General features: G+C 70.3%; 15 protein-coding genes. 9 read left to right on the forward strand and 6 right to left on the reverse strand.

The genetic code is table 11. From position 1 onward, the window contains the following. The first annotated feature begins 4 nt into the window (after nt 1–4). The gene (locus tag DVK07_RS04475; protein WP_121595944.1) at nt 5–1,636 is read left to right on the forward strand and encodes a lipopolysaccharide biosynthesis protein; all 1,632 of its coding nucleotides are present in this window, start codon (nt 5–7) and stop codon (nt 1,634–1,636) included. 55 nt (nt 1,637–1,691) lie between these two features. Next, complete coding sequence (locus tag DVK07_RS04480; protein WP_121595945.1) at nt 1,692–2,633, forward strand: succinylglutamate desuccinylase/aspartoacylase family protein; 942 nt, start codon at nt 1,692–1,694, stop codon at nt 2,631–2,633. On the opposite strand, the gene DVK07_RS04485 is transcribed toward DVK07_RS04480, so the two are convergent. From DVK07_RS04485 to DVK07_RS04495, 3 genes are all read right to left on the reverse strand, one after another. Then, complete coding sequence (locus tag DVK07_RS04485; RefSeq protein ID WP_053770950.1) at nt 2,634–3,011, reverse strand: DUF5811 family protein; 378 nt, start codon at nt 3,009–3,011, stop codon at nt 2,634–2,636. A gap of 91 nt (nt 3,012–3,102) precedes the next feature. Beyond that, complete coding sequence (locus tag DVK07_RS04490; protein WP_121595946.1) at nt 3,103–3,648, reverse strand: pyruvoyl-dependent arginine decarboxylase; 546 nt, start codon at nt 3,646–3,648, stop codon at nt 3,103–3,105. A gap of 601 nt (nt 3,649–4,249) precedes the next feature. Further along, nucleotides 4,250–5,224, reverse strand: coding sequence for a DUF6293 family protein (locus tag DVK07_RS04495; protein ID WP_121595947.1), 975 nt, complete (start codon nt 5,222–5,224; stop codon nt 4,250–4,252). A 182-nt stretch (nt 5,225–5,406) separates the two neighbouring features. Here DVK07_RS04495 and DVK07_RS04500 point away from each other — a divergent pair, with 182 nt between their 5' ends. From DVK07_RS04500 to DVK07_RS04510, 3 genes are all read left to right on the forward strand, one after another. Further along, nucleotides 5,407–8,931, forward strand: coding sequence for a pentapeptide repeat-containing protein (locus DVK07_RS04500; protein WP_121595948.1), 3,525 nt, complete (start codon nt 5,407–5,409; stop codon nt 8,929–8,931). A 131-nt stretch (nt 8,932–9,062) separates the two neighbouring features. Next, a complete protein-coding gene (locus DVK07_RS04505) occupies nt 9,063–10,370 on the forward strand; it encodes an acetamidase/formamidase family protein (RefSeq protein ID WP_121595949.1) in 1,308 nt (435 codons plus the stop codon). 587 nt (nt 10,371–10,957) lie between these two features. After that, complete coding sequence (locus tag DVK07_RS04510) at nt 10,958–12,037, forward strand: aminopeptidase (protein ID WP_121595950.1); 1,080 nt, start codon at nt 10,958–10,960, stop codon at nt 12,035–12,037. 27 nt (nt 12,038–12,064) lie between these two features. Here the strand turns inward: DVK07_RS04510 and DVK07_RS04515 are convergent, their stop codons facing one another. Next, complete coding sequence (locus DVK07_RS04515; RefSeq protein ID WP_121595951.1) at nt 12,065–12,454, reverse strand: hypothetical protein; 390 nt, start codon at nt 12,452–12,454, stop codon at nt 12,065–12,067. Nucleotides 12,455–12,549: 95 nt separating this feature from the next. Here DVK07_RS04515 and DVK07_RS04520 point away from each other — a divergent pair, with 95 nt between their 5' ends. After that, nucleotides 12,550–12,834: an amphi-Trp domain-containing protein gene (locus DVK07_RS04520; protein ID WP_121595952.1), complete on the forward strand. Its 285-nt coding sequence runs from the start codon at nt 12,550–12,552 to the stop codon at nt 12,832–12,834. A gap of 23 nt (nt 12,835–12,857) precedes the next feature. Here the strand turns inward: DVK07_RS04520 and DVK07_RS04525 are convergent, their stop codons facing one another. Further along, nucleotides 12,858–13,415 (reverse strand): response regulator, encoded by a 558-nt coding sequence (locus tag DVK07_RS04525; RefSeq protein WP_121595953.1) that lies wholly within the window; start codon nt 13,413–13,415, stop codon nt 12,858–12,860. A gap of 260 nt (nt 13,416–13,675) precedes the next feature. Between DVK07_RS04525 and DVK07_RS04530 the strand changes: the two genes are divergently transcribed. From DVK07_RS04530 to DVK07_RS04540, 3 genes are all read left to right on the forward strand, one after another. After that, entirely contained in the window at nt 13,676–14,899 is a 1,224-nt protein-coding gene (locus DVK07_RS04530; RefSeq protein WP_121595954.1) for a proteasome-activating nucleotidase, read from the forward strand. 868 nt (nt 14,900–15,767) lie between these two features. Then, nucleotides 15,768–17,225 (forward strand): 7,8-didemethyl-8-hydroxy-5-deazariboflavin synthase subunit CofH, encoded by a 1,458-nt coding sequence (gene cofH / locus DVK07_RS04535; protein ID WP_121595955.1) that lies wholly within the window; start codon nt 15,768–15,770, stop codon nt 17,223–17,225. Nucleotides 17,226–17,350: 125 nt separating this feature from the next. Next, entirely contained in the window at nt 17,351–17,668 is a 318-nt protein-coding gene (locus DVK07_RS04540) for a DUF2250 domain-containing protein (RefSeq protein WP_121595956.1), read from the forward strand. 33 nt (nt 17,669–17,701) lie between these two features. On the opposite strand, the gene hmgA is transcribed toward DVK07_RS04540, so the two are convergent. Further along, entirely contained in the window at nt 17,702–18,925 is a 1,224-nt protein-coding gene (gene hmgA / locus DVK07_RS04545; protein WP_121595957.1) for a hydroxymethylglutaryl-CoA reductase (NADPH), read from the reverse strand. Nucleotides 18,926–18,932 lie beyond the last annotated feature (7 nt).

Here is an 18,932-nt window from a genome sequence, read left to right on the forward strand (position 1 = left end):
GACCGTGGAGCACGAACGCGACGAGGAGGCGGGCGATTCGGACGCCGAGAGCCGCGAGGGCGGCGAGCGCTGCGACGGCGAGGGCGACGCCCGACCCGGCGGCGAGGGCGACGCGGGCGACGCGATCCCGGACGACGAGCGCGACGCGCTGGAGACGATCGCGCACGGCGCGGTGCTCACCTCGGGCGGTGTCGCCGGCCAGCGCGCGCTGATCGCGGCGACCGAGTTCGCGCTGACCCGCGGGCTCGGCCCGACCGCCTACGGCGTGTACGCGCTGGCGTGGCGGATCGCCCAGCTGCTGTCCAGACTCGTGACGTTCGGCAGCGTCCCAGCGATCCAGCGGTACCTCCCGGAGTACGGGGCGGACCCGGACCGACAGGGCGCGGTCGCCGGCCTCGCGTACGCGACGACGCTCGGGTTCGGGCTCGCGATCGCGGCCGGCGTCTGGCTCGCGGCGCCGGTGATAAACGCCCGCACCGTCACGGAGCCGGCGTTCGCGGGAACGATGCGCGCGTTCGGCGGACTCGTCGGCCTCCTCGGCGTCGTGATGGTCGCGTCCGCGCTCTTCCGCGCGGTCGGGTCGGCCCGCGGCGAGATCCTGTTCAACAAGCTGTTGCGCCCGGGCGTCAGGCTCGTCGGCGCGCTCGGCGCGCTGGCGCTCGGCTACTCCGTCGTCGGCGTCGCCGGCGCGATCGTCGCCGCGACCGGGGTCCTCGCGGCGGCCGCGGTCCCCCTCTCCGCGTCCGTCACCGGCGTTCGGCCGACGCTCCGGGGCGCCCGCGCGGAGGCGCGCCGCTTCTACGACCACGCCGCGCCCGTCGCGATGAGCAGCCTCGGGAAGGTGTTCCAGAACCGCGTCGACGTGCTGCTCGTCGGCGCGCTGCTGACGGCGACCGCGGCCGGCGTGTACAACGTCGTCCTCGTGGTGATCGCGGTCGCGTGGATCCCGCTCCTCTCTTTCAACCAACTGCTCCCGCCGGTCGCCTCGGAGCTGTACGCGAACGACCGGACGGCCACGCTCAACGCGGTGTACGGCTCCGTCACGCGACAGATCGTCACCGCGGTCGTCCCGATCCTCGCCGTGCTGGCGGTGTACGGCCGCGAGATACTGGGACTGTTCGGCGCGGCGTACGTCGACGGCTACCTCCCCCTCGTCGTCTACCTCGGCGGCGTCTTCGTCGGAAGCGCGGTCGGGGCGACCGGCTGGCTCCTGATGATGACCGACCACCAGTACGCGCGGATGGCGCTCGACTGGCTGCTCGCGGTCCTCAACGTCGGGCTGACGTACGCGTTCGTCGTCCGGTACGGGCTCGTCGGCGCCGCGCTCGGCACGTCGCTCGCGATCGCGGTCCAGAACGGGATCCAGGTCGTCCTCCTCCGGCGCTTCGAGGGGCTGTGGCCGTTCGACCGGAGCTTCCTCACCCCGCTCGCGGCGGGGGGCGCCGCCGCCGCCGCGATGTACGGCGTTCGGGCGCTCCTGACCGGCCTCCCGGCCGTCCTCGCGGGGAGCGCGGTGGGGCTCGCGGCGTACGCGGCCTCGCTCCGGCTCCTCGGCGTGGACCCGCGCGATCGCTTCGTCGCGCGGCGGCTGGCGCGGCGGTATCGGGCCGCGCTCGCGGAGCGGGTCGAGCGGTAAATCTCTCGCCGGCGGATCGCGACGATTTATGAGCGGACGGCGACGTACTGACGGTATGCAAACGATCGACCGCGAGTCGGCGGGATCAACTCGCGTCGCGATCGTCGGCGGGATCCACGGCGACGAGCCCGCCGGCGTGCGGATCGTGGAACGGCTCGCGGCGGAACTCCCCTCGCTCGACCCGTCCGACGGTGGCGGGATCGACGGCGGAGCGGGCTCCGAGGGGCTCGTCCGGCTCATCCTCGCCAACGAGCCGGCGATCGAGGCCGAGACGCGCTACACCGACGCGGACCTGAACCGGGCGTTCCCGGGCGACGCCGACAGCGAGGAGTACGAGCGGGCGCTCGCGCCGCGGCTCGCCGCCGCGCTGGAGGGGTTCGACGCCGTGCTCGCGCTCCACACCTCCCACAGCGCGCCGCCGCCGTTCGCCATCTTCAGCGACCTCACGGCGTCGGTCCGCCGCACCGTCACCGGGCTCCCCGTCGACCACGTCGTCGACGCGAGCGGGCTGCGGTCGACCACGCTCGACTCCACGATCCCGCACACCGTCTCGATCGAGGTCGGCCGACAGGGGAGCGAGGAGGCGGTCGAGTTCGGCTACGAGGCGTGTCTCGCCTTCCTTCGGGTCCACGGCGCGCTGGCGGACGAGCCGCCGACGTTCTCGGAGACGACCGTTGTGAAGGGCAGCGAGGAGGTGCCGAAGGGCGGCGGCGAGCCGCACGTCCACTTCGCGAACTTCGAGGCGATACCGGAGGGCGCGGTGTTCGCCGAGGACGACGTGTACACCCACCGCGTCGACGAGCCGGGCGTGGTCCCGATCCTCGCGAGCGAGAACGGATACGACGACATCTTCGGCATGTACGGCCGCGTCACCGGCGCGCTGAAGCCGCCGGGGGAGGGCGACCTTCGAGTGTACCCGCTCGACGAGCGTCGGGGCTCTGACGAGAGCGGGGAGAGCGGCGAGAACAGCGCGGACCGGTCGGAACGAGCGGGGTAACTACTTCGCGGTCGGCGTGATGTCGCCGACGGCGTCCATCACCTGGACCGCCGCGCTGGCGGCGAGGCCGCGGGCGACCTCGTCGGTGTCGGACTCGGCGATGCCGGCGTCCAAGTCCTCCGGGTCGGGGGTGAAGCCGGCCGAGACGGGGTGGCCGGCCGGGGGGTTCACCGCGACGGTCGCCTGCGGGCCATCGGCGCCGACGGAGAGCTCGGAGCCGACGGCGTAGCTGTCGGGGAGATACGATTCCGTGCGCGATACGATTCCGGCGACCGCGCGCCGGAGCTGTTTTTCCTGATCCGGAGAGAGGTCGACGGCGGCGGGCGAGCCCGCGTCCGTCACACCCGGTGCCCCGGCGTACGGGTTGTTGCCGTTCATTCGAAGCTACGTCTCGTACGCGGAGCCGAGTCAAAAAGGCGTCGGCGGCGGCGACTGCGGGTCCGGGGCGTCGCCGGGCCGTCCGGCCCCGTTACAGGATCGGCTCGGACTCCCCGTACGCGGCGATCACGACCGCTGTCGCGTACCGGTCCGGCTCGGCGGCGACCCTCTCGACGCGCGTCTCGCGGTCCGGGAGCTCCCAGTCGCGGAGGTCGCTTCCGGCGTCGAGCCCCGCCTCGATCCGCTCGCGGACGTCGTCGGGGTCCTCGCCTGTCACCTCGTAGAAGAGGCCCGGACCCGGGCCGGTCGCCCAGCCCAGTCCGGCGACCGCGTCGGGGTGGCGGCGGGGCGCGCGCTTCGACTCGGCGCCCTCGGCGCCCGAGCGCCCGCCCTCGCGGAAGTCGACCTCGTCGCCCGGCCCGATCGTCCGGCGCGCCTCGACGACGGTGAGCCGGTTGCCGGCGGGGCCCAAGTCCGGGATCTCCGACACCGCCTCGACGGTCGCCGCCGCGGGGACGACGGAGGAGACCGCGACGAGGTTGTAGTTGTGGAGGTTCGCGTCCGCGAGCGCGGCGTCGTAGGAGGCCATCGCCGTGTCGGCGACCCCGACGCCGCCGGCGACGTGGATGGTGTTCATCGACGCGGGATCGGCGGCGAGCGCGGTAAGAGGTTACGAACCCGACCGCCGGCGCGGATATTATAAACTACACTTAAAAATGCGGTGGCGCGTGCCGATGAGCGCCCGGAGGGCGCGAATCGCACGCGCGAGGTCGTGGGGCTTCGCCCGACTGCCAGAGGCGCGTCGCGCCTCGCTGTCACCGGACTACGTCCGGTTTCAAGCGAGAGCTTCGCTCTCGCCCTGTCGCCGGCGCGTAGCGCCGGCTGTCACCGGGCGAAGCCCGGTTGCCCGAGGGACCGTGTCCCTCGCTGCCAGAGGCACCTTCGGTCCCTCGCTGGACGCGGCGACCGAAGCGAAGCGAGGGAGCCGCGAGGCTGGGGAGGCGTGAGGTGCGGTCGCCGTGCGGGGCGGGGCGGGACGCAAAGGGGCAGCCGCGAGGACGGTGTCCGCCGGTGAGTCGCCATCAGCCATTTATAAACGATCGGCTGGGGGCTTTGGCGGCGTTTACCGTCGATCCGTCATCGCCTATTTATAAGCGAGCGACTGGGGATTTGGCGGTGTCCGTAGCCGATCCGCCAGTACCCACTTATAAGTAAACGACCGATTCGCCCCAGTCGACTCACGCCAGATCTCGGTAGTCTCGGTCCTCGTCGGCGTGCGCGCGGACCCACAACTGGCCGGTCCGCGAGAGGCTCGTCCGGTGGGACTTCCCGTGCTCCTCGCGCTCGATATACCCCTTGCCGCCGGGCCCGAGCCGGTCGACGTTATAGATTACCTTCGAGCGGAACGAGTCCGTGTACTCCTCGTTGAGCTCGGCCGCGAGCGTCTCGGCCAGCTCCGAGACGGACTCGAACTCGCCGTGTTCGCCGAGCGTGAAGAGGACGAGCTCCTCGAACGGCTTGACGTTCTGGAAGGAGGCGACCGGGAGCTCGATCACGTGGCTGTCGCCGATTTTCTTCGCGCCGATGGTGGTGCCGCGCTCGTCGAACTCCGCGAGCAGGTCCGTGGTGCTCGCCAGCCGGTCGGCGACGCGGTCGGGGTCGACGCCGGCGTCGGTGACCGCTTCGTCCGGTGCGTCGGTGTCGCTCCCCTCGTCGAGGTCGCGCAGGAGGTCGCGCGTCGCGCGCAGCTCCTCCGCGAGCTCTGTCTCCAAGTACTTCTCGGGGGCCGTGTAGTAGGTGTGGATGCGGTCGCGGTCCGCCTGCCGCTCCACCATGATCGAGTGGGCCGCGGTCGCGAACGCGAAGGAGACGGGCCGGGGCATCGAACAGAGGTTCACCCACACCTCGCGCTCGTCCGTATCGGCGACTCCGTCGTCCCGGTCCAACTCCGCGTTGATCAGGTCGAAGGCGCGCTCGAAGGCGGCGTCGTAGTCGTACACGTCGTCCAACCGCTCGCGGACCGTCTCCGCGCCGAGCAGGTTCGTGAAGTCCTGCTCCAGCTTGCGCGCGATGTTTCGCGAGTACTCGACGTTGGCCTCGCTGCCGACCGTTCCCTCCAACAGGATCACCCGGTCGACGTCGAACTGGTCCCGGATGAGCGGGGCGATCATCCGGTCGTAGTCGAACCCGACGGGCACGACGTGGGTCTGCATACGCGGCGTAGTTGGCGCGACCGCAGTAAAAAGGGCTGCTCACCGCCGCGGCGGGTCCCAACCCGCGCCGACCGCGAGATCGGACGCCGCCGCAACGGACCTCACGAAGCGCCTGCCGGCAAACGTGCGGCCGAGTACCAAAATTAAAGTCACTGTCGTCACGATGACGTGTCAACATACCGATGACGAGCCGGTGTACGTTCCGATTCGACCCCGAGGAAGCCGGCGCGGCGGCGGACGCCGCCGCGGAAATAGACGGGGAGTGGCGCTGCCCGCACGACGCGCACCCGGAGGCCGACCGCTGCGTGTTCCACCTGTCGGGCGACGCCCGGGACGACCTCGGCGTCGACGCCGACGCGGTCGCCGAGCGCCTCCGTACGGTCGCCGGCGAACGCGGGAAGGACGCGAAACGCCTGCTCGGCGCCACTCTCGACGACCTCTCGATCCGCCACGAGATCGTCGAGGCCGCCGACAAACATCCCCTCGATCTCAGGGGTGCGACGGTGACCGGCACCCTCGACCTCGCCGAGTCGGAGTTCGAGGGGCGGATCGACCTCTCGGGCGCGGAGATCGGGGCGATCGACTGGACGGAGTCGGAGTTCGACGCGCCGGTCGATCTCTCCGGCGCCGTCGTCCGCGGCGAGACGGCCCTCACCGGCGCCGTCTTCGAGGGCGACGTCGACCTCGCCGGCGCCACGTTCGAGGGGCCGGTCGACGCCCGGGAGGCGCGGTTCAACGGCGACACCACGCTGCGCGGGGCGCGGTTCCGCGATTCGGCGGAGTTCGACGGCGCCGAGTTCCGCGGCGACGCGAACCTCTTGGACGACGACGCGTGCTTCGAGGACGTCCGCTTCGACGCCCCGGTCTCGTTCACGGAGGCCGCCTTCCGGTACGCGGACTTCGTCGGCTGCGAGTTCCGCGACGACGCGGCGTTCGACCGGGCGACGTTCGGCGGCGACGCCGAGTTCGCGGACGCGACGTTCGAGCGGGGCGCGACGTTCGCGTCCGCAGCCTTCGACCGGGACGCCGCCTTCGAGCGGGCGGCGTTCGGCGACCGCGCCGACTTCGCGGAGGCCCGGTTCGACGGCGACACCGCGTTCGCGGGTGCGACGTTCGAGGCCCCGGCGACGTTCGCGGGCGCGGAGTTCCGCGGCCGGGACAACCTCGAAGACGACGACCTCTCGTTCGCGGACGCGACGTTCGAGGCGGATGCGACGTTCCGGCGCGCGGTCGTCGGCTTCGCCGACTTCGCGCGGCTGACGGCGGCCGCCGACCTCGTCTTCGACGAGGCGCGTTTCACCGAGGAGGCCGGCTTCGAGGACGCGACGCTGGCGTCGCTCTCCTGTGACGAGGCGCGGTTCGAAAGCGACGCGAGCTTCGCGGGCGTCGCGGTCGACGGGGAGGCGACGTTCCGCGGCGCGGAGTTCGAGGGGGGCGACAACGTCGACGACGACGACCTCTCGTTCGCGGACGCGGTGTTCGGCGGCGAGGTCGACTTCCTCAGCGCCCGGTTCGGCTACAGCGACTTCTCCGGCGCCGCGTTCGGCGGGGCGGCCGTCTTCGACGAGTCGCGCTTCGACGACGACCTCGCGTTCTCCGACGCGACCTTCGACGACCGAGCGAGTTTCGACGAGTGTCGGTTCGACGACGACGCCGCCTTCGAGCGGGCGACGTTCGCCGGCGCGGCCAGCTTCCGCGGCGCGGAGTTCGACGGCGGCGACAACGTCCGCGACGACGACGTGACGTTCGCCGACGCCGCCTTCGCCGACGAGGCCGACTTCTACTGCGCGGAGTTCGAGTACGCCAACTTCGAGGGCGCGGCGTTCGAGCGGCCCGCGAACTTCGAGGCGACCCACTTCGCCGGCGAGGGCGACTTCCGCGACGCGGCGTTCCGCGGCGAGGCGACGTTCGCCGAGGCGCGGTTCGACGACGACGCGACGTTCGAGGACGCGGCGTTCCGCGACGCCGCCTCGTTCCTCGGCGTCGAGTTCGTCGGCGACTACCACGAGGACGACGACGCCGCGTTCTCGCGCGCCGTCTTCGACGGCGAGGCCGACTTCCGCGAGATCGAGTTCGGCCAGACCGGCTTCGACGACGCGCGCTTTCGGGGACCGGTGTCGTTCCGGGAGTCGCTGTTCGGCCGCGCTCGCTTCGAAGACGCGGTCTGTGCGGAGTCGGTCGACCTGTCGTTCACCCGCTTCACCGAGCCGGTCTCGTTCGACGGCATCGCGTTCGAGTCCGGCGTCACCGCCGACGAGGCGCGGTTCGAGAGCGACGCGAGCTTCGCCGAGTCGGCGTTCGAGGAGGGAGCGACGTTCCGCGGCGTCGAGTTCCAGGGGGGCGCCCACACGGTCACCGACGCCAACTTCGAGGCCGCGACGTTCGCGGACAGCGCCGACTTCAAGCTCGCCGAGTTCCGCGTCGCGGACTTCTCCGGCGCGGAGTTCGGGGGGACGGCGCTGTTCGAGCGCACCGTCTTCGAGGACGACGGCACCTTCCGGAACGCTGAGTTCGGCGCTTCGGCCGTCTTCTCGCGCTCCCGGTTCCTCGAGGAGTCGGACTTCTCCAGCTGCCGCTTCGGCGGCGAGGCGCACTTCGACGAGCTCCGCTTCGAGAAGGACAGCACGTTCGCCGACGCCGAGTTCGGCGGCGACGCGACGTTCCGGTCGGCGGAGTTCGAGGGGAGCGCGAACATGCACAACGACGACGCCAGCTTCGAGGCGGCGACGTTCCGAGGGAAGGCGGACTTCGACAAGGCGTCGTTCCTCTACGCGAACTTCACGCACACGACGTTCGCCCGCGACGCCGCGTTCACCGAGGCGGAGTTCGAACACTCGGTCGCCTTCCGCCCGCGGCCCGCCGAGTCCGAGACCCTCGTCGACCTGAGCGACGCGGTCGTCCGCGGCGGGACGCTCGGCCAACCGGAGCAGGGCGACGCCTTCTACGACTGTACGCACGCGGAGGTCCGGGAGGTCACGCTCGACGACGAGCACTGTACGCACGGCCTGTTCAACCACTTCCGGTTCTGTAACACCGACTTCCACGGCTTCGACTTCACCGCCCACAAGACGTACCTCGCGCGCAACAACTGGGAGATCCACACCTTCGCCGCCACGGAGGCGGCCGACCGGACGGAGATCGAAAGGGAGTTCACGCCCGCCAGGCTGGAGAACACGTACCTGAAGGCGAAGAACTGCGCGAGCGACTTCGGCGACCGCAAGGCGGCGGCCGAGTTCTTCATCAAGGAGATGGTGTACCGCCGGCGGAAGAACTGGCGCGCCGCCTTCACCCGCGAGGAGGCGGTGTCGCCGGTCAACCGCACGAAGGCGCTCGGCAAGTGGATCGGGAACAAGGTGCTCCACCAGACGTGCGGGTACGGAGAGCGGCTCTGGCGGGTCGTGTACGTCTCCGCGGTGACGGTGTTCATCTGGGGCGTGTTGTACACCACGACGACGCGGGGTACGACCGGCAGCAGCGGGCTCACGACCCAGGGGATCGACGGACTCACGAACCTCTTCTCGCCGGAGGGCGCGGTCGTCCTCGGGAAGAACATGTACTTCAGCATGGTGACGTTCACCACGCTCGGCTACGGGGACATCCAGCCGGTCGGGTCGACCGCCCGCGCGCTCGCCGGCCTCGAGGCGTTCCTCGGCGCGCTCCTCGTCGCGCTCGTCGTCTTCGTGCTCGGCCGACGGGTCGCGTGGTAAGCGGCGCGGGCCGCCGGGTCGCGCGGGGCGCCGGACCGACTCGGTCTCGCGGCCGCAACGGCGGCAACTTCCCCCGGCCCCCCTCCGCGAGCAGTAGGGTTATTTCGGTCAGCGCCGTAGCCTGATACGGTATGTCACAGCAAGGCGTTCAGGAGGAGCTCTACGTCGACCAGTACACGCTCGGCCTCGTCGGACCCGACCAGGAGTGGGCCGGCACGGTCGCGGACGGCGGGACGGTGAAGACGTACACGCCGCCGGGCTGTTGGGGGCCGATGGTGACCCCCTCGTTCCGCGGCGGCCACGAGGTGACGCGGCCGATCCGCGTCGAGGGCGCGGAGGTCGGCGACGCCGTCGCGATCCACATCCGCGACGTGGAGGTGACGAGCATGGCGACCAGCACCGGGTCGATGGCGGAGCGCGAGGGCGCGTTCGGCGACGACCCCTTCGTCGACCACCGCTGTCCGGAGTGCGGCACGGCGTGGCCGGACTCGGTCGTCGAGGGCACCGGCGAGGACGCGATCCGCTGCGCCGAGTGCGGCGCCAACGCCTCCTCGTTCGGCTTCGAGTACGGCTACACCGTCGCGTTCGACCACGAGAACGCGGTCGGGATCACGCTCGATAAGGACGGCGCCCACGAGCTCGCGCTCGACGCCGACGAGGTGATGGACATCCCCGAGAACGCCCGGCAACACCCGATCCTGCTGTACGAGCCCGACGGGATGCCCGGCACGCTCGGTCGCCTCCGACCCTTCATCGGGAACATCGGCACCACGCCGCCGGTCACCATGCCCGACTCGCACAACGCGGGCGACTTCGGACAGAACCTCATCGGCGCCGACCACGACTACGGCGTCGAGACGGAGGAGGACCTCGACCTGCGCACCGACGGCCACATGGACGTGCCCGAGGTCCGCGCGGGCGCGACGCTGATCTGCCCGGTCGTCGTCGACGGCGGCGGGATCTACGTCGGCGACCTCCACGCGAACCAGGGCGACGGCGAGCTCTCCTTGCACACCACCGACGTGAGCGGCACGGTCACGATGGACGTGGAGGTGATCGAGGACGTCGACCTCGACGGGCCCGTCCTCCTCCCGAACGAGGAGGACCTCCCCTTTATCAGCGCGCCCTACAGCGACGACGAGGTCGCGGCGGGCGAGGGGCTCGGGGAGGAGCACGGCGTCGACGTCGACACCGACGCCGCCCCGATCCAGGTGATCGGCTCCGGCGCGACGGTCAACGACGCGACCCAGAACGCCTTCGACCGCGCCGGCACCCTGCTCGGCATGAGCGAGGGCGAGGTCCGCGGCCGGTGTACGTTCACCGGCGGCGTCCAGATCGGGCGCCTCCCGGGCGTCGTCCAGTTGGACATGCTGGTCCCGTCTGACGTGCTGGCGGAGACCGGGCTCGACGACGTGACGCGCGAACAGTACGGGTTGTAAATCGTTGCCGGCGGACCGACGTCGGGGACAGCCAGATCTCCGGCCTTCTGTTTATAAATAACTACCAATAGATCGACGACGGGCACCGCCAAAGCCCCAGCCGCTCGCTTATAAATTGACTCCGATTGATTGGCGGCGAACACCTCCAAAGCCCCAGCCGGGAGGCGGGCGCTCGCTCGCTGTGCTCCTCGTCGCTCGTTTCACTCGCTCCTGCGGTGCTTGCGTCGCCTGCGCCCGCCTCCCGGCTGCCCCTTTGAGTCCCACCCCGCACCGCACAGCACCACCGGAAGACGGTCCTGCTCGCTCACTACGTTCGCTGCGCGGGCTGCGACTTCCGTGCTCCCGCTCGCTCCCTACGGTCGCTCGCGGGACCGCAGCCTCACGCCTCCCCAGCCTCGTCGACCGGCCTCCGCTTCGCTCCGGCCGGTCGACTCCCTCGCGCGTGCTCCTCGCGCCCGATGGGCGCTCGGAGGCACGCGCCACCGCAGTAGCGGCCGAATCTCGTGTCAGCCTCTTTCGCCGCGGGCTCCCCCACCCGGCCCGCCGGAAGGAAAAGCGGTAATTCCCCGGCCCCGAAACCGACTCTCATGGACGCACGCGTACGCGAACACGCGGAGATCATCGCCGACCACGCCACCGGCATCGAGTCGGGCGACGACGTGGTCATCCAGATGCCCAAGGAGGCCGAGGACCTCGCCGTCGCGCTCCACGAGGTCTGCGGCGACCGCGGGGCGAACCCCGTCTACCTCAACTACTCGAAGCGCGCCCAGCGCGCGTTCAAGCGCTCGTCGGACGACTTCTCCGAGCCGAGCCACCGACGCGCGCTCTACGAGGAGGCGGACGTCTTCGTCATCGTGCGCGGCGGCGCGAACGCCACCGAGGACGCCGACGTCGACCCCGAAACCAACGCCGCCTACAACCGCGCGATGGAGGAGGTCAAGCGCACGCGGCTCTCGAAGACGTGGTGTCTCACCCAGTACCCGACCGCGAGCCACGCCCAGCTCGCCGGGATGAGCACCGAGGCGTACGAGAACTTCGTGTGGGACGCCGTCTCGCTGGACTGGGACGAACAGCGCGAGTTCCAGTCGAACATGGTCGAGATCTTAGACGAGGCGGACGAGGTCCGCATCAAATCCGGCGACGAGACCGACCTCACGCTCGACGTGTCGGGCAACTCGACGCTCAACGACTACGGCGAGGCGAACCTCCCCGGCGGCGAGGTGTTCACGGCGCCCACCCGAGACGGCGTCGACGGCGAGGTCCACTTCGACCTCCCGCTGTACCGCTACGGCCGCGAGATCGACGGGGTCCGCCTCCGCTTCGAGGACGGCGAGGTCGTCTCCCACTCCGCCGAGCGCAACGAGGACCTGCTCTCCGGCATCCTCGACACCGACGAGGGCTCCCGGCGCCTCGGCGAGCTGGGCATCGGGATGAACCGCCAGATCGACCGGTTCACCTACAACATGCTGTTCGACGAGAAGATGGGCGACACCGTCCACATGGCGGTCGGCTCCGCGTACCCCGAGACGGTGGGGGGAGACAACGAGGTCAACGAGTCCGCCGAGCACGTCGACATGATCGTCGACATGAGCGAGGACTCCGTCATCGAGGTCGACGGCGAGGTCGTCCAGCGGAACGGGACGTTCGTCTTCGAGGACGAGTTCTGAGGCGGGCAGCGGTCATTCCCTCCGAGATCACTCGGACGCGTCGCGCTCGGCGTCTCGCCGGACGAACGCCGCGTACGCGACGACGAGGACGCCGAACAGCCCGACCGTGCCGATCGCCGCGATCCCCGGGTAGTCGGCGAGGGGCGCGATCCGCTCGTCGGGCGCGGCGGCGACGTCGACGACGCCGGTGCCGACCGACAGCGCGAGCACCGCGACCCACATCGTTCCCACCGCGTAGCCGAGCGGGACGAGCCGGTCGGTCCCGGCCGCGTGCGCGACCACCGCGCCGCCGCCGAGGACCGGGACGACGACGAGCGGGCTCGTCGGATCGGGGAGGAGCACGCTCCCGCCGAGCGCGATCGCCGTCCAGTACACGGCGACGGCGACGACCGTGCGGAGCGAGTCGGGGAGAGACACGAACTGAGAGTTCGGTCGGGTCCCACAAAACGATCGGGGGAACGGCGAACCCCGCCGCGTCGACCTTTAAGTTTCGCCGAAGCGTACCGTCGGATATGCCCGAGGAAATTCTGTTCAAATCGGAGAGCCGCCGGAGCCGCGAGGAGATCGCCGCGTACCTGCGGACGGTCGCGGACTCGCTGGACGCCGGGAACGCGATCACGCTCAAACGAGGCGAGGAGTCGACGACGCTCGACCCGCCCGCGCGACCGACCTTCGAGGTGAAGGCGGAGCGCGAGGGGCCCGCGGACGGCCCGGGCGAGCTGAGCGTCGAGTTCGAACTGGAGTGGGACGAAGACGGCGGCGAGGAGGGCGCCGACGGCGAGTTGGAAATCGAGTAACCGGAGGGAGGGAACGGTTCCGTCTACGGCACTTCGCCCGGGACCTCGACGAACGCGTCCCGCGCGGAGAGCCGATCGAGCGTGTCGTCGACCTCGAGCCGCACGGACTCCATCCGCTCGACGAGCTCCTCGTACTCCTCGGTGCCGGTCGTGCCCGCGGCCTCCAGCGCCGCCTTCTTCGAGGCGAGCGCGAAGAACTCCTGGCTCCGCTCGTCGAACGCGGCGCGGTGGAGCAGCACCTCGACGAGCGTGAGCAGGTCCTCCTTGGTGACCGGCTTCGTCTTGTAGTCGTCGAACGGCATGTCGACGATGTCGACGTCGGGCTCGACCGCGGTCAGCATCGCCACGCGGGCGTCGTACCCGTCGCCGCGGATCGCGTTCAGCACCTCGTGGCCCGACATGTCGGGCATCCGGCGGTCCAAGAGGACGACGTCGACGTCGTCGTCCATCGCGTCGAGCGCCTCCTCGCCGCCGGTGGCGATCCGCACGTCGTAGACCGGGTCGAGGTACACCCGGTACAGTTCCGCGAGGTCCGGCTCGTCGTCGACCGCGAGGACGGTCGCGTCCGGAGTTCCGCTCATCGGCGGAGCCTCCCCGTCCGGGTCTCGCGGTTCGCGAGCGCCGGACCGGCGCGTCCGCCCGCCGTTCGTGCGTCCATACGAACGCGTTCGTTTTGCCCGCGTTAAAACGTTGACCTCTGGTTATCGATTATAATACTGGGGTGTGTGACGAGCGTTCACCCGCGCCTCGGTGACTCGACGGCCGTGACGGTCCGGCCGATCCAACGTTCTCTCCGTGACCCAAAGGCACATTTACGCCCGTATCCTACTCCGCACAACGAATGTCTCACAGCCCCTCACTGCCCGACCGCCCGCGGTTGGAGCTCGACCCCGAGATGAGCGACGCGGAGCGGCTGGAGGCGATCCGCCAGCACTACCGGCGGATCGTTCAGGTGAACGAGGAACTGGAAACGCGGCTCGCGGACGCCGAGGGGCGCCGCGGCGAGCTGAAAGACGACGTCGAGCAGCTGAAACGCGAGAACGAGGTGCTGAAGACCTCCTCGCTGTACATCGCCTCCGTCGAGGAGATCACCGACGACGGCGTCGTCATCAAACAGCACGGCAACAACCAGGAGGTGCTCACGCAGGCCGCGTCGCGGCTCGACGAGGACCTCCGTCCCGGCGACCGCGTCGCGATCAACGACTCCTTCGCGGTCCAGCAGGTGCTCGACGACGAGACCGACTCCCGGGCGCAGGCGATGGAGGTCACCGAGTCGCCCGACGTCGAGTACGCCGACATCGGCGGCATCGACGACCAGATCCGGGAGGTCCGCGAGGCCGTCGAGGACCCGCTCGAGAACCCCGAGCAGTTCGAGACGGTCGGCGTCGAGCCGCCGAGCGGCGTGCTGCTCCACGGCCCGCCGGGCACCGGGAAGACGATGCTCGCGAAGGCGGTCGCCAACGAGTCGGACGCGACGTTCATCAAGATGGCCGGCTCCGAGCTCGTCCGGAAGTTCATCGGCGAGGGCGCGCGGCTCGTCCGCGACCTGTTCGAGCTCGCCGCCGAGCGCGAGCCCGCCGTCATCTTCATCGACGAGATCGACGCCGTCGCCTCGAAGCGGACGGACTCGAAGACCTCGGGCGACGCCGAGGTCCAGCGGACGATGATGCAGCTGCTCTCCGAGATGGACGGCTTCGACGACCGCGGCGAGGTCCGGATCATGGCCGCGACCAACCGCTTCGACATGCTCGACGAGGCGATCCTCCGCCCCGGCCGCTTCGACCGCCTCATCGAGGTGCCCGAGCCCGGCCCGGAGGGCCGCGAGCGCATCCTGGAGATCCACACCGAGGAGATGAACGTCGCCGACGGCGTCGACCTCGGCGTCGTCGCCCGCGACCTCGACGGGTACAGCGGCGCGGACATCGCCTCGCTGGCGACCGAGGCCGGGATGTTCGCCATCCGCGACGGCCGCACCGAGGTCTCGCAGGCGGACTTCGAGCAGGCCCGCGACAAGCTTCAGGACGCGGACAAAGAGGACGAGCAGGTCATCAACTACCAGTACTGAGGCGACCACGGGGTCGGCAGCCGGCCGTTTCGAGGCGGTGCCGGTTCGGTGATGTCACGCGGGTGGTTCAGCGGTTCGTTTATACCTAATTGGCCCTGTTGAAATCCTTAGGAAGTGATATATTCTGACCGGGGTGTGGTCAGTACAGACGTAGCGACGGGCGACTTCGGGAGTAGGTGTAGTATATCGTGAGTGAGGCCATTTATAAGGAGAGTTGTGGTGTTGTTGTCGGCTGTTTATAAATGATCAGCGCTACTGGGATGGCGACATCCAAAGCCCCAGTCGCGACGGCTCGCGCGCCTTGCTGCGCTCCTCAGTCGCTCGTTTCACTCGCTCCTTGCGGTGCTTACTGCGGCGTGCTTCGCCCTCGCGACTGCCCCTTTGAGTCCCACCCCGCACCGCACAGCGACCGCACCTCACGCCTCCCCAGCCTCGCGGTTCGCGCTCTCCGAGCGCTCACCGCGTCCCTCGCGGGCTGGCTCGCGGCCTCCGCTTCGCTCCGGCCGCTCGCAGGCGCGCCACCGCACCCCTTTTATAACCCCTCGTCGTCGCTCGTGGTTATTTAAACACCACATCGCGGCCACTGATCTGCGACACTCACTCCCGCTATCGATTGAGAAGCACCATTCAGCGACCGGGTTTTTCATCCCAATTTATATTTGAAGAATAGGGTTTCAACAGAGCCAACTCATTCACAACGGACCGGTGGCGGCCGCTCGGAGGCGCGCGCCGCCGCAGTTATTTATAAGGGAACGTCGCGGCGCTCGGCTCTGTTTATAAACGGACGTTCGCGATCGGCGTCGTCTGTCCGACTCGATCGGTGTCGCGACCCGCCCGTTTATCAGGGTGGAACCGGGAGCGTTAGGGGATGAGTTCGGGGGGGAGTTCCGGCGCGGACGGATCGAACGGCGGCGGGAACGGCGACGGCGGGGGCGGCGCGAACGAGTTCGACTTCGCGGCGCCCGCGACCGACCAGTCGTTCGAGAACGCGCTCGCGAAGGCCCGCGACGGCGTCCGGCTGACGGTCGACGACGCGACCGAACTGCTCGCCACCGGCACGGAGCGCGCGGGGATCGACTCGGTCCGCAAGGAGGCGGTGTTAGAGGCCGCGGACCGGCGCAGGGCCGAGGAGGTCGGGGACGAGGTCACCTTCGTCGCCAACCTGAACAACAACGTCACCACGGCCTGTAACACCGGCTGCCTGTTCTGTAACTTCAAGGACTCCGCCCACGCGTTCGAGGCGGACAGCGACGTCGAGCACGCGGGGTTCACCAAGTCGCCCGCGGAGTCGCGCGAGGTCGTCGAGGACGCCCTCGACATGGGGATTTACGAGGTCTGCTCCGTCTCGGGGCTCCACCCGGCGTTCGCGCTGAACGAGGAGCACCACGAGATCCTCGCCGCACGTGACGACCCCGCGAGCGAGGTGAACTACAAGCCGCCGGAGGCGTACACGACCGATCCGGGCACCTACGTCGAGCAGATGGAGGCGATGTCGGTCGGCGGCGTCCACCTCCACTCGATGACCCCGGAGGAGGCGTACCACGCCAAACGCGGCACCGACTGGGAGTACGAGGCCGTCTACCGCGAGCTGGCGGCCGCGGGGCTCGACTCCGCGCCCGGCACCGCCGCCGAGATCCTCGTCGACGAGGTCCGCGACGTGATCTGCCCGGGGAAGATCCGCACCGACGACTGGGTGGCGGCGATGGAGGGCGCGGCCGCGGCCGGCCTCGACGTCACCTCGACGATGATGTACGGCCACGTCGAGACGGTCGCTCACAGGGCCGAACACCTGAAAGTAGTTCGCGACCTCCAAGACCGCACGGGCGCGATCACGGAGTTCGTCCCGCTCTCCTTCATCCACCAGAACACCCCCCTCTACCGCCGCGGCGTCGTCGACTCCGGCCCCTCTCGCGCCGAGGACGAACTCGTGGTCGCGGTCGCGCGCCTGTTCCTCGACAACGTCGACCACGTCCAGGCCTCGTGGGTGAAGTCGGGCGACGCACACGGGCTGAAGCTGCTCAACTGCGGCGCCGACGACTTCATGGGCACCATCCTCTCGGAGGAGATCACCAGCCGCGCGGGCGGCGAGTACGGCGAGTACCGCTCGTTCGACGACTACGTCGAGATGATCGCGGCGATCGGTCGGACGCCCGTCGAGCGCTCGACCGACTACCGCACGCGGCGCCGGATCGACCCCGAGGACGGCCCGCACGGCCCGCGGCTCGGACCCCGGGCCGACGGGACGCCCATGCTCCCCGAGCGCTCCTCCGGCGAGGGAAGCCGCGGCGACGCGACCGCGACGCCCCCCGCCGACGCCGACGACTGAACCGGGAGGGGCAACGCGGAGCAGACCGATTGGATCCCGAACACGTTCCGCCGATCGACGGCGACTCCCAGCGGATGGGAACCGCCGGTGTCCCCTTTATCGTGGTACACGTCACCACGTGTGAGATGCCCGCACCAGACGCACAACCGGCCGACCGTTCGGCGGGGAGTTCAGCGGCGGGCGACGGCGAGGCACTCGACCCGGACCGCCCGTCGCTCACGCGCTCAGACGAGCGACTGCTCTCCTACCTCGCCGACGTCGGCGCCGACTACCAGGCGTTCGTCGCCGGGAACACGGGGCTCTACGACGACCACGCGGAGTCCCGACTGACCGCCCTCGAAGACGCCGGGCTCGTCGAGCGCGTCTCCGGCGAGGCCGTCTACCGGATCACCGACGTGGGACGCGAGGCGCTCCGCGAGGACTGCCCGCGCTGGTCGGACTGAGAAGGGTCGGCAGGGGTCGGAGCCGCGACCCGTCTATCGGCCGAGCTCCTCGTGCGCCGACGAGAGGTGTCGCGACCCGAGCGCCGCGAGCAGCGAGAGCTCGCCGGCGAGCGCGCAGACCGCGATCGACTCGGCGAGCGCGTCGGCGTTGCTCCCGGCCGGGTCGCCGCCGCCGGCGACGCCGAGGATCTCCAGGCTCGCCCGCTGCGTCGGCAGCTTCGTCCCGCCGCCGACGGTCCCCACTTCGAGGCTCGCCAGCGAGACGGAGACGTAGAGGTCGCCGTCGGCGGTCGTCTCGGCGGTCGTGATCGCGTTCGCCCCCTCGACGACCTGCGCCTCGTCCTGCCCGGTGGCGAGGAACATCGCGGCGACCGCGTTGGCGACGTGGGCGTTGAAGCCGAGCGCGCCCGCCTTCGCGGAGCCGACGAGGTTCTTCCGGGTGTTGATCTCCGCGATGGCTTCCGGCGTCGTGTGGAGGCGGTCCTCGACGACCTCGCGGGGGACCGTCGCGTCCGCGACGACCGAGCGCCCGCGCCCCTCGACCGCGTTGATCGCGGCCGGCTTCTTGTCCGAGCAGAGGTTCCCCGAGAGCGCGACGAGCGAGGCGTCCGTCTCCGCCTCGACCACGTCGCAGGCCTCCCGCGTCGCGATGGTGGCCATGTTCATCCCCATCGCGTCCTTCGTGTCGTAGCGGAACCGGCAGAAGACGTTGTTCCCGACGACGTACGGCGTCACGTCGAGCAGCTCGCCGTGGCTCGTCGTCGACTCCGCGGCCTCGCGCAGCGCGGGCTCGTTGTCCCGGACCCAGGCGACGAGCGCCTCGGCCTCGGCGACGCCCGCGACCCGGAACACGGGCGCGCGGGTCATCCCGCTCTTCGTCACCCGCGCGGTCGCGCCGCCGGCGTCCTCGACGACGGAGCAGCCGCGGTTGATCGACGCGACGAGCGCGCCCTCCGTGGTCGCGAGCGGCAGGTAGCGCTCGCCCGAGCGCGCCCCGCCGTCGACGGTCACCGGGCCGGCGACGCCGACGGGGACCTGGACGCCGCCGAGCGTGTTCTCGATGTTCGAGCCGTGGACCGCGTCGGCGTCGAACGCGTACTCGCCGAGCGGGTCGAGGTCGGCGTCGGTCTCCTCCGCGACGAGCAGCCGGCGCGCCGCGGCCGCCGCGTCGGCGTCGCCGTGGTCTTCGAGTTCGTGGAAGCGGATCTCGCCGTCGCGGACGCGCTCCGCGAGCGACGCGGGAGTGGCGTCGGTCATGCCCGCG

It is taken from the genome of Halorubrum sp. Atlit-26R (genome assembly GCF_003666015.1).
Classification (GTDB): domain Archaea; phylum Halobacteriota; class Halobacteria; order Halobacteriales; family Haloferacaceae; genus Halorubrum.

Coding starts and splice junctions, on each gene's coding strand:
- DVK07_RS04480 (WP_121595945.1), top strand. CDS start 1,692: ATGCAAACGATCGACCGCGAGTCGGCGGGATCAACTCGCGTCGCGATC.
- hmgA (WP_121595957.1), bottom strand. CDS start 18,925: ATGACCGACGCCACTCCCGCGTCGCTCGCGGAGCGCGTCCGCGACGGC.
- DVK07_RS04525 (WP_121595953.1), bottom strand. CDS start 13,415: ATGAGCGGAACTCCGGACGCGACCGTCCTCGCGGTCGACGACGAGCCG.
- DVK07_RS04540 (WP_121595956.1), top strand. CDS start 17,351: ATGCCCGCACCAGACGCACAACCGGCCGACCGTTCGGCGGGGAGTTCA.
- DVK07_RS04495 (WP_121595947.1), bottom strand. CDS start 5,224: ATGCAGACCCACGTCGTGCCCGTCGGGTTCGACTACGACCGGATGATC.
- DVK07_RS04505 (WP_121595949.1), top strand. CDS start 9,063: ATGTCACAGCAAGGCGTTCAGGAGGAGCTCTACGTCGACCAGTACACG.
- DVK07_RS04510 (WP_121595950.1), top strand. CDS start 10,958: ATGGACGCACGCGTACGCGAACACGCGGAGATCATCGCCGACCACGCC.
- DVK07_RS04485 (WP_053770950.1), bottom strand. CDS start 3,011: ATGAACGGCAACAACCCGTACGCCGGGGCACCGGGTGTGACGGACGCG.
- DVK07_RS04530 (WP_121595954.1), top strand. CDS start 13,676: ATGTCTCACAGCCCCTCACTGCCCGACCGCCCGCGGTTGGAGCTCGAC.
- DVK07_RS04500 (WP_121595948.1), top strand. CDS start 5,407: ATGACGAGCCGGTGTACGTTCCGATTCGACCCCGAGGAAGCCGGCGCG.
- DVK07_RS04520 (WP_121595952.1), top strand. CDS start 12,550: ATGCCCGAGGAAATTCTGTTCAAATCGGAGAGCCGCCGGAGCCGCGAG.
- DVK07_RS04490 (WP_121595946.1), bottom strand. CDS start 3,648: ATGAACACCATCCACGTCGCCGGCGGCGTCGGGGTCGCCGACACGGCG.
- cofH (WP_121595955.1), top strand. CDS start 15,768: ATGAGTTCGGGGGGGAGTTCCGGCGCGGACGGATCGAACGGCGGCGGG.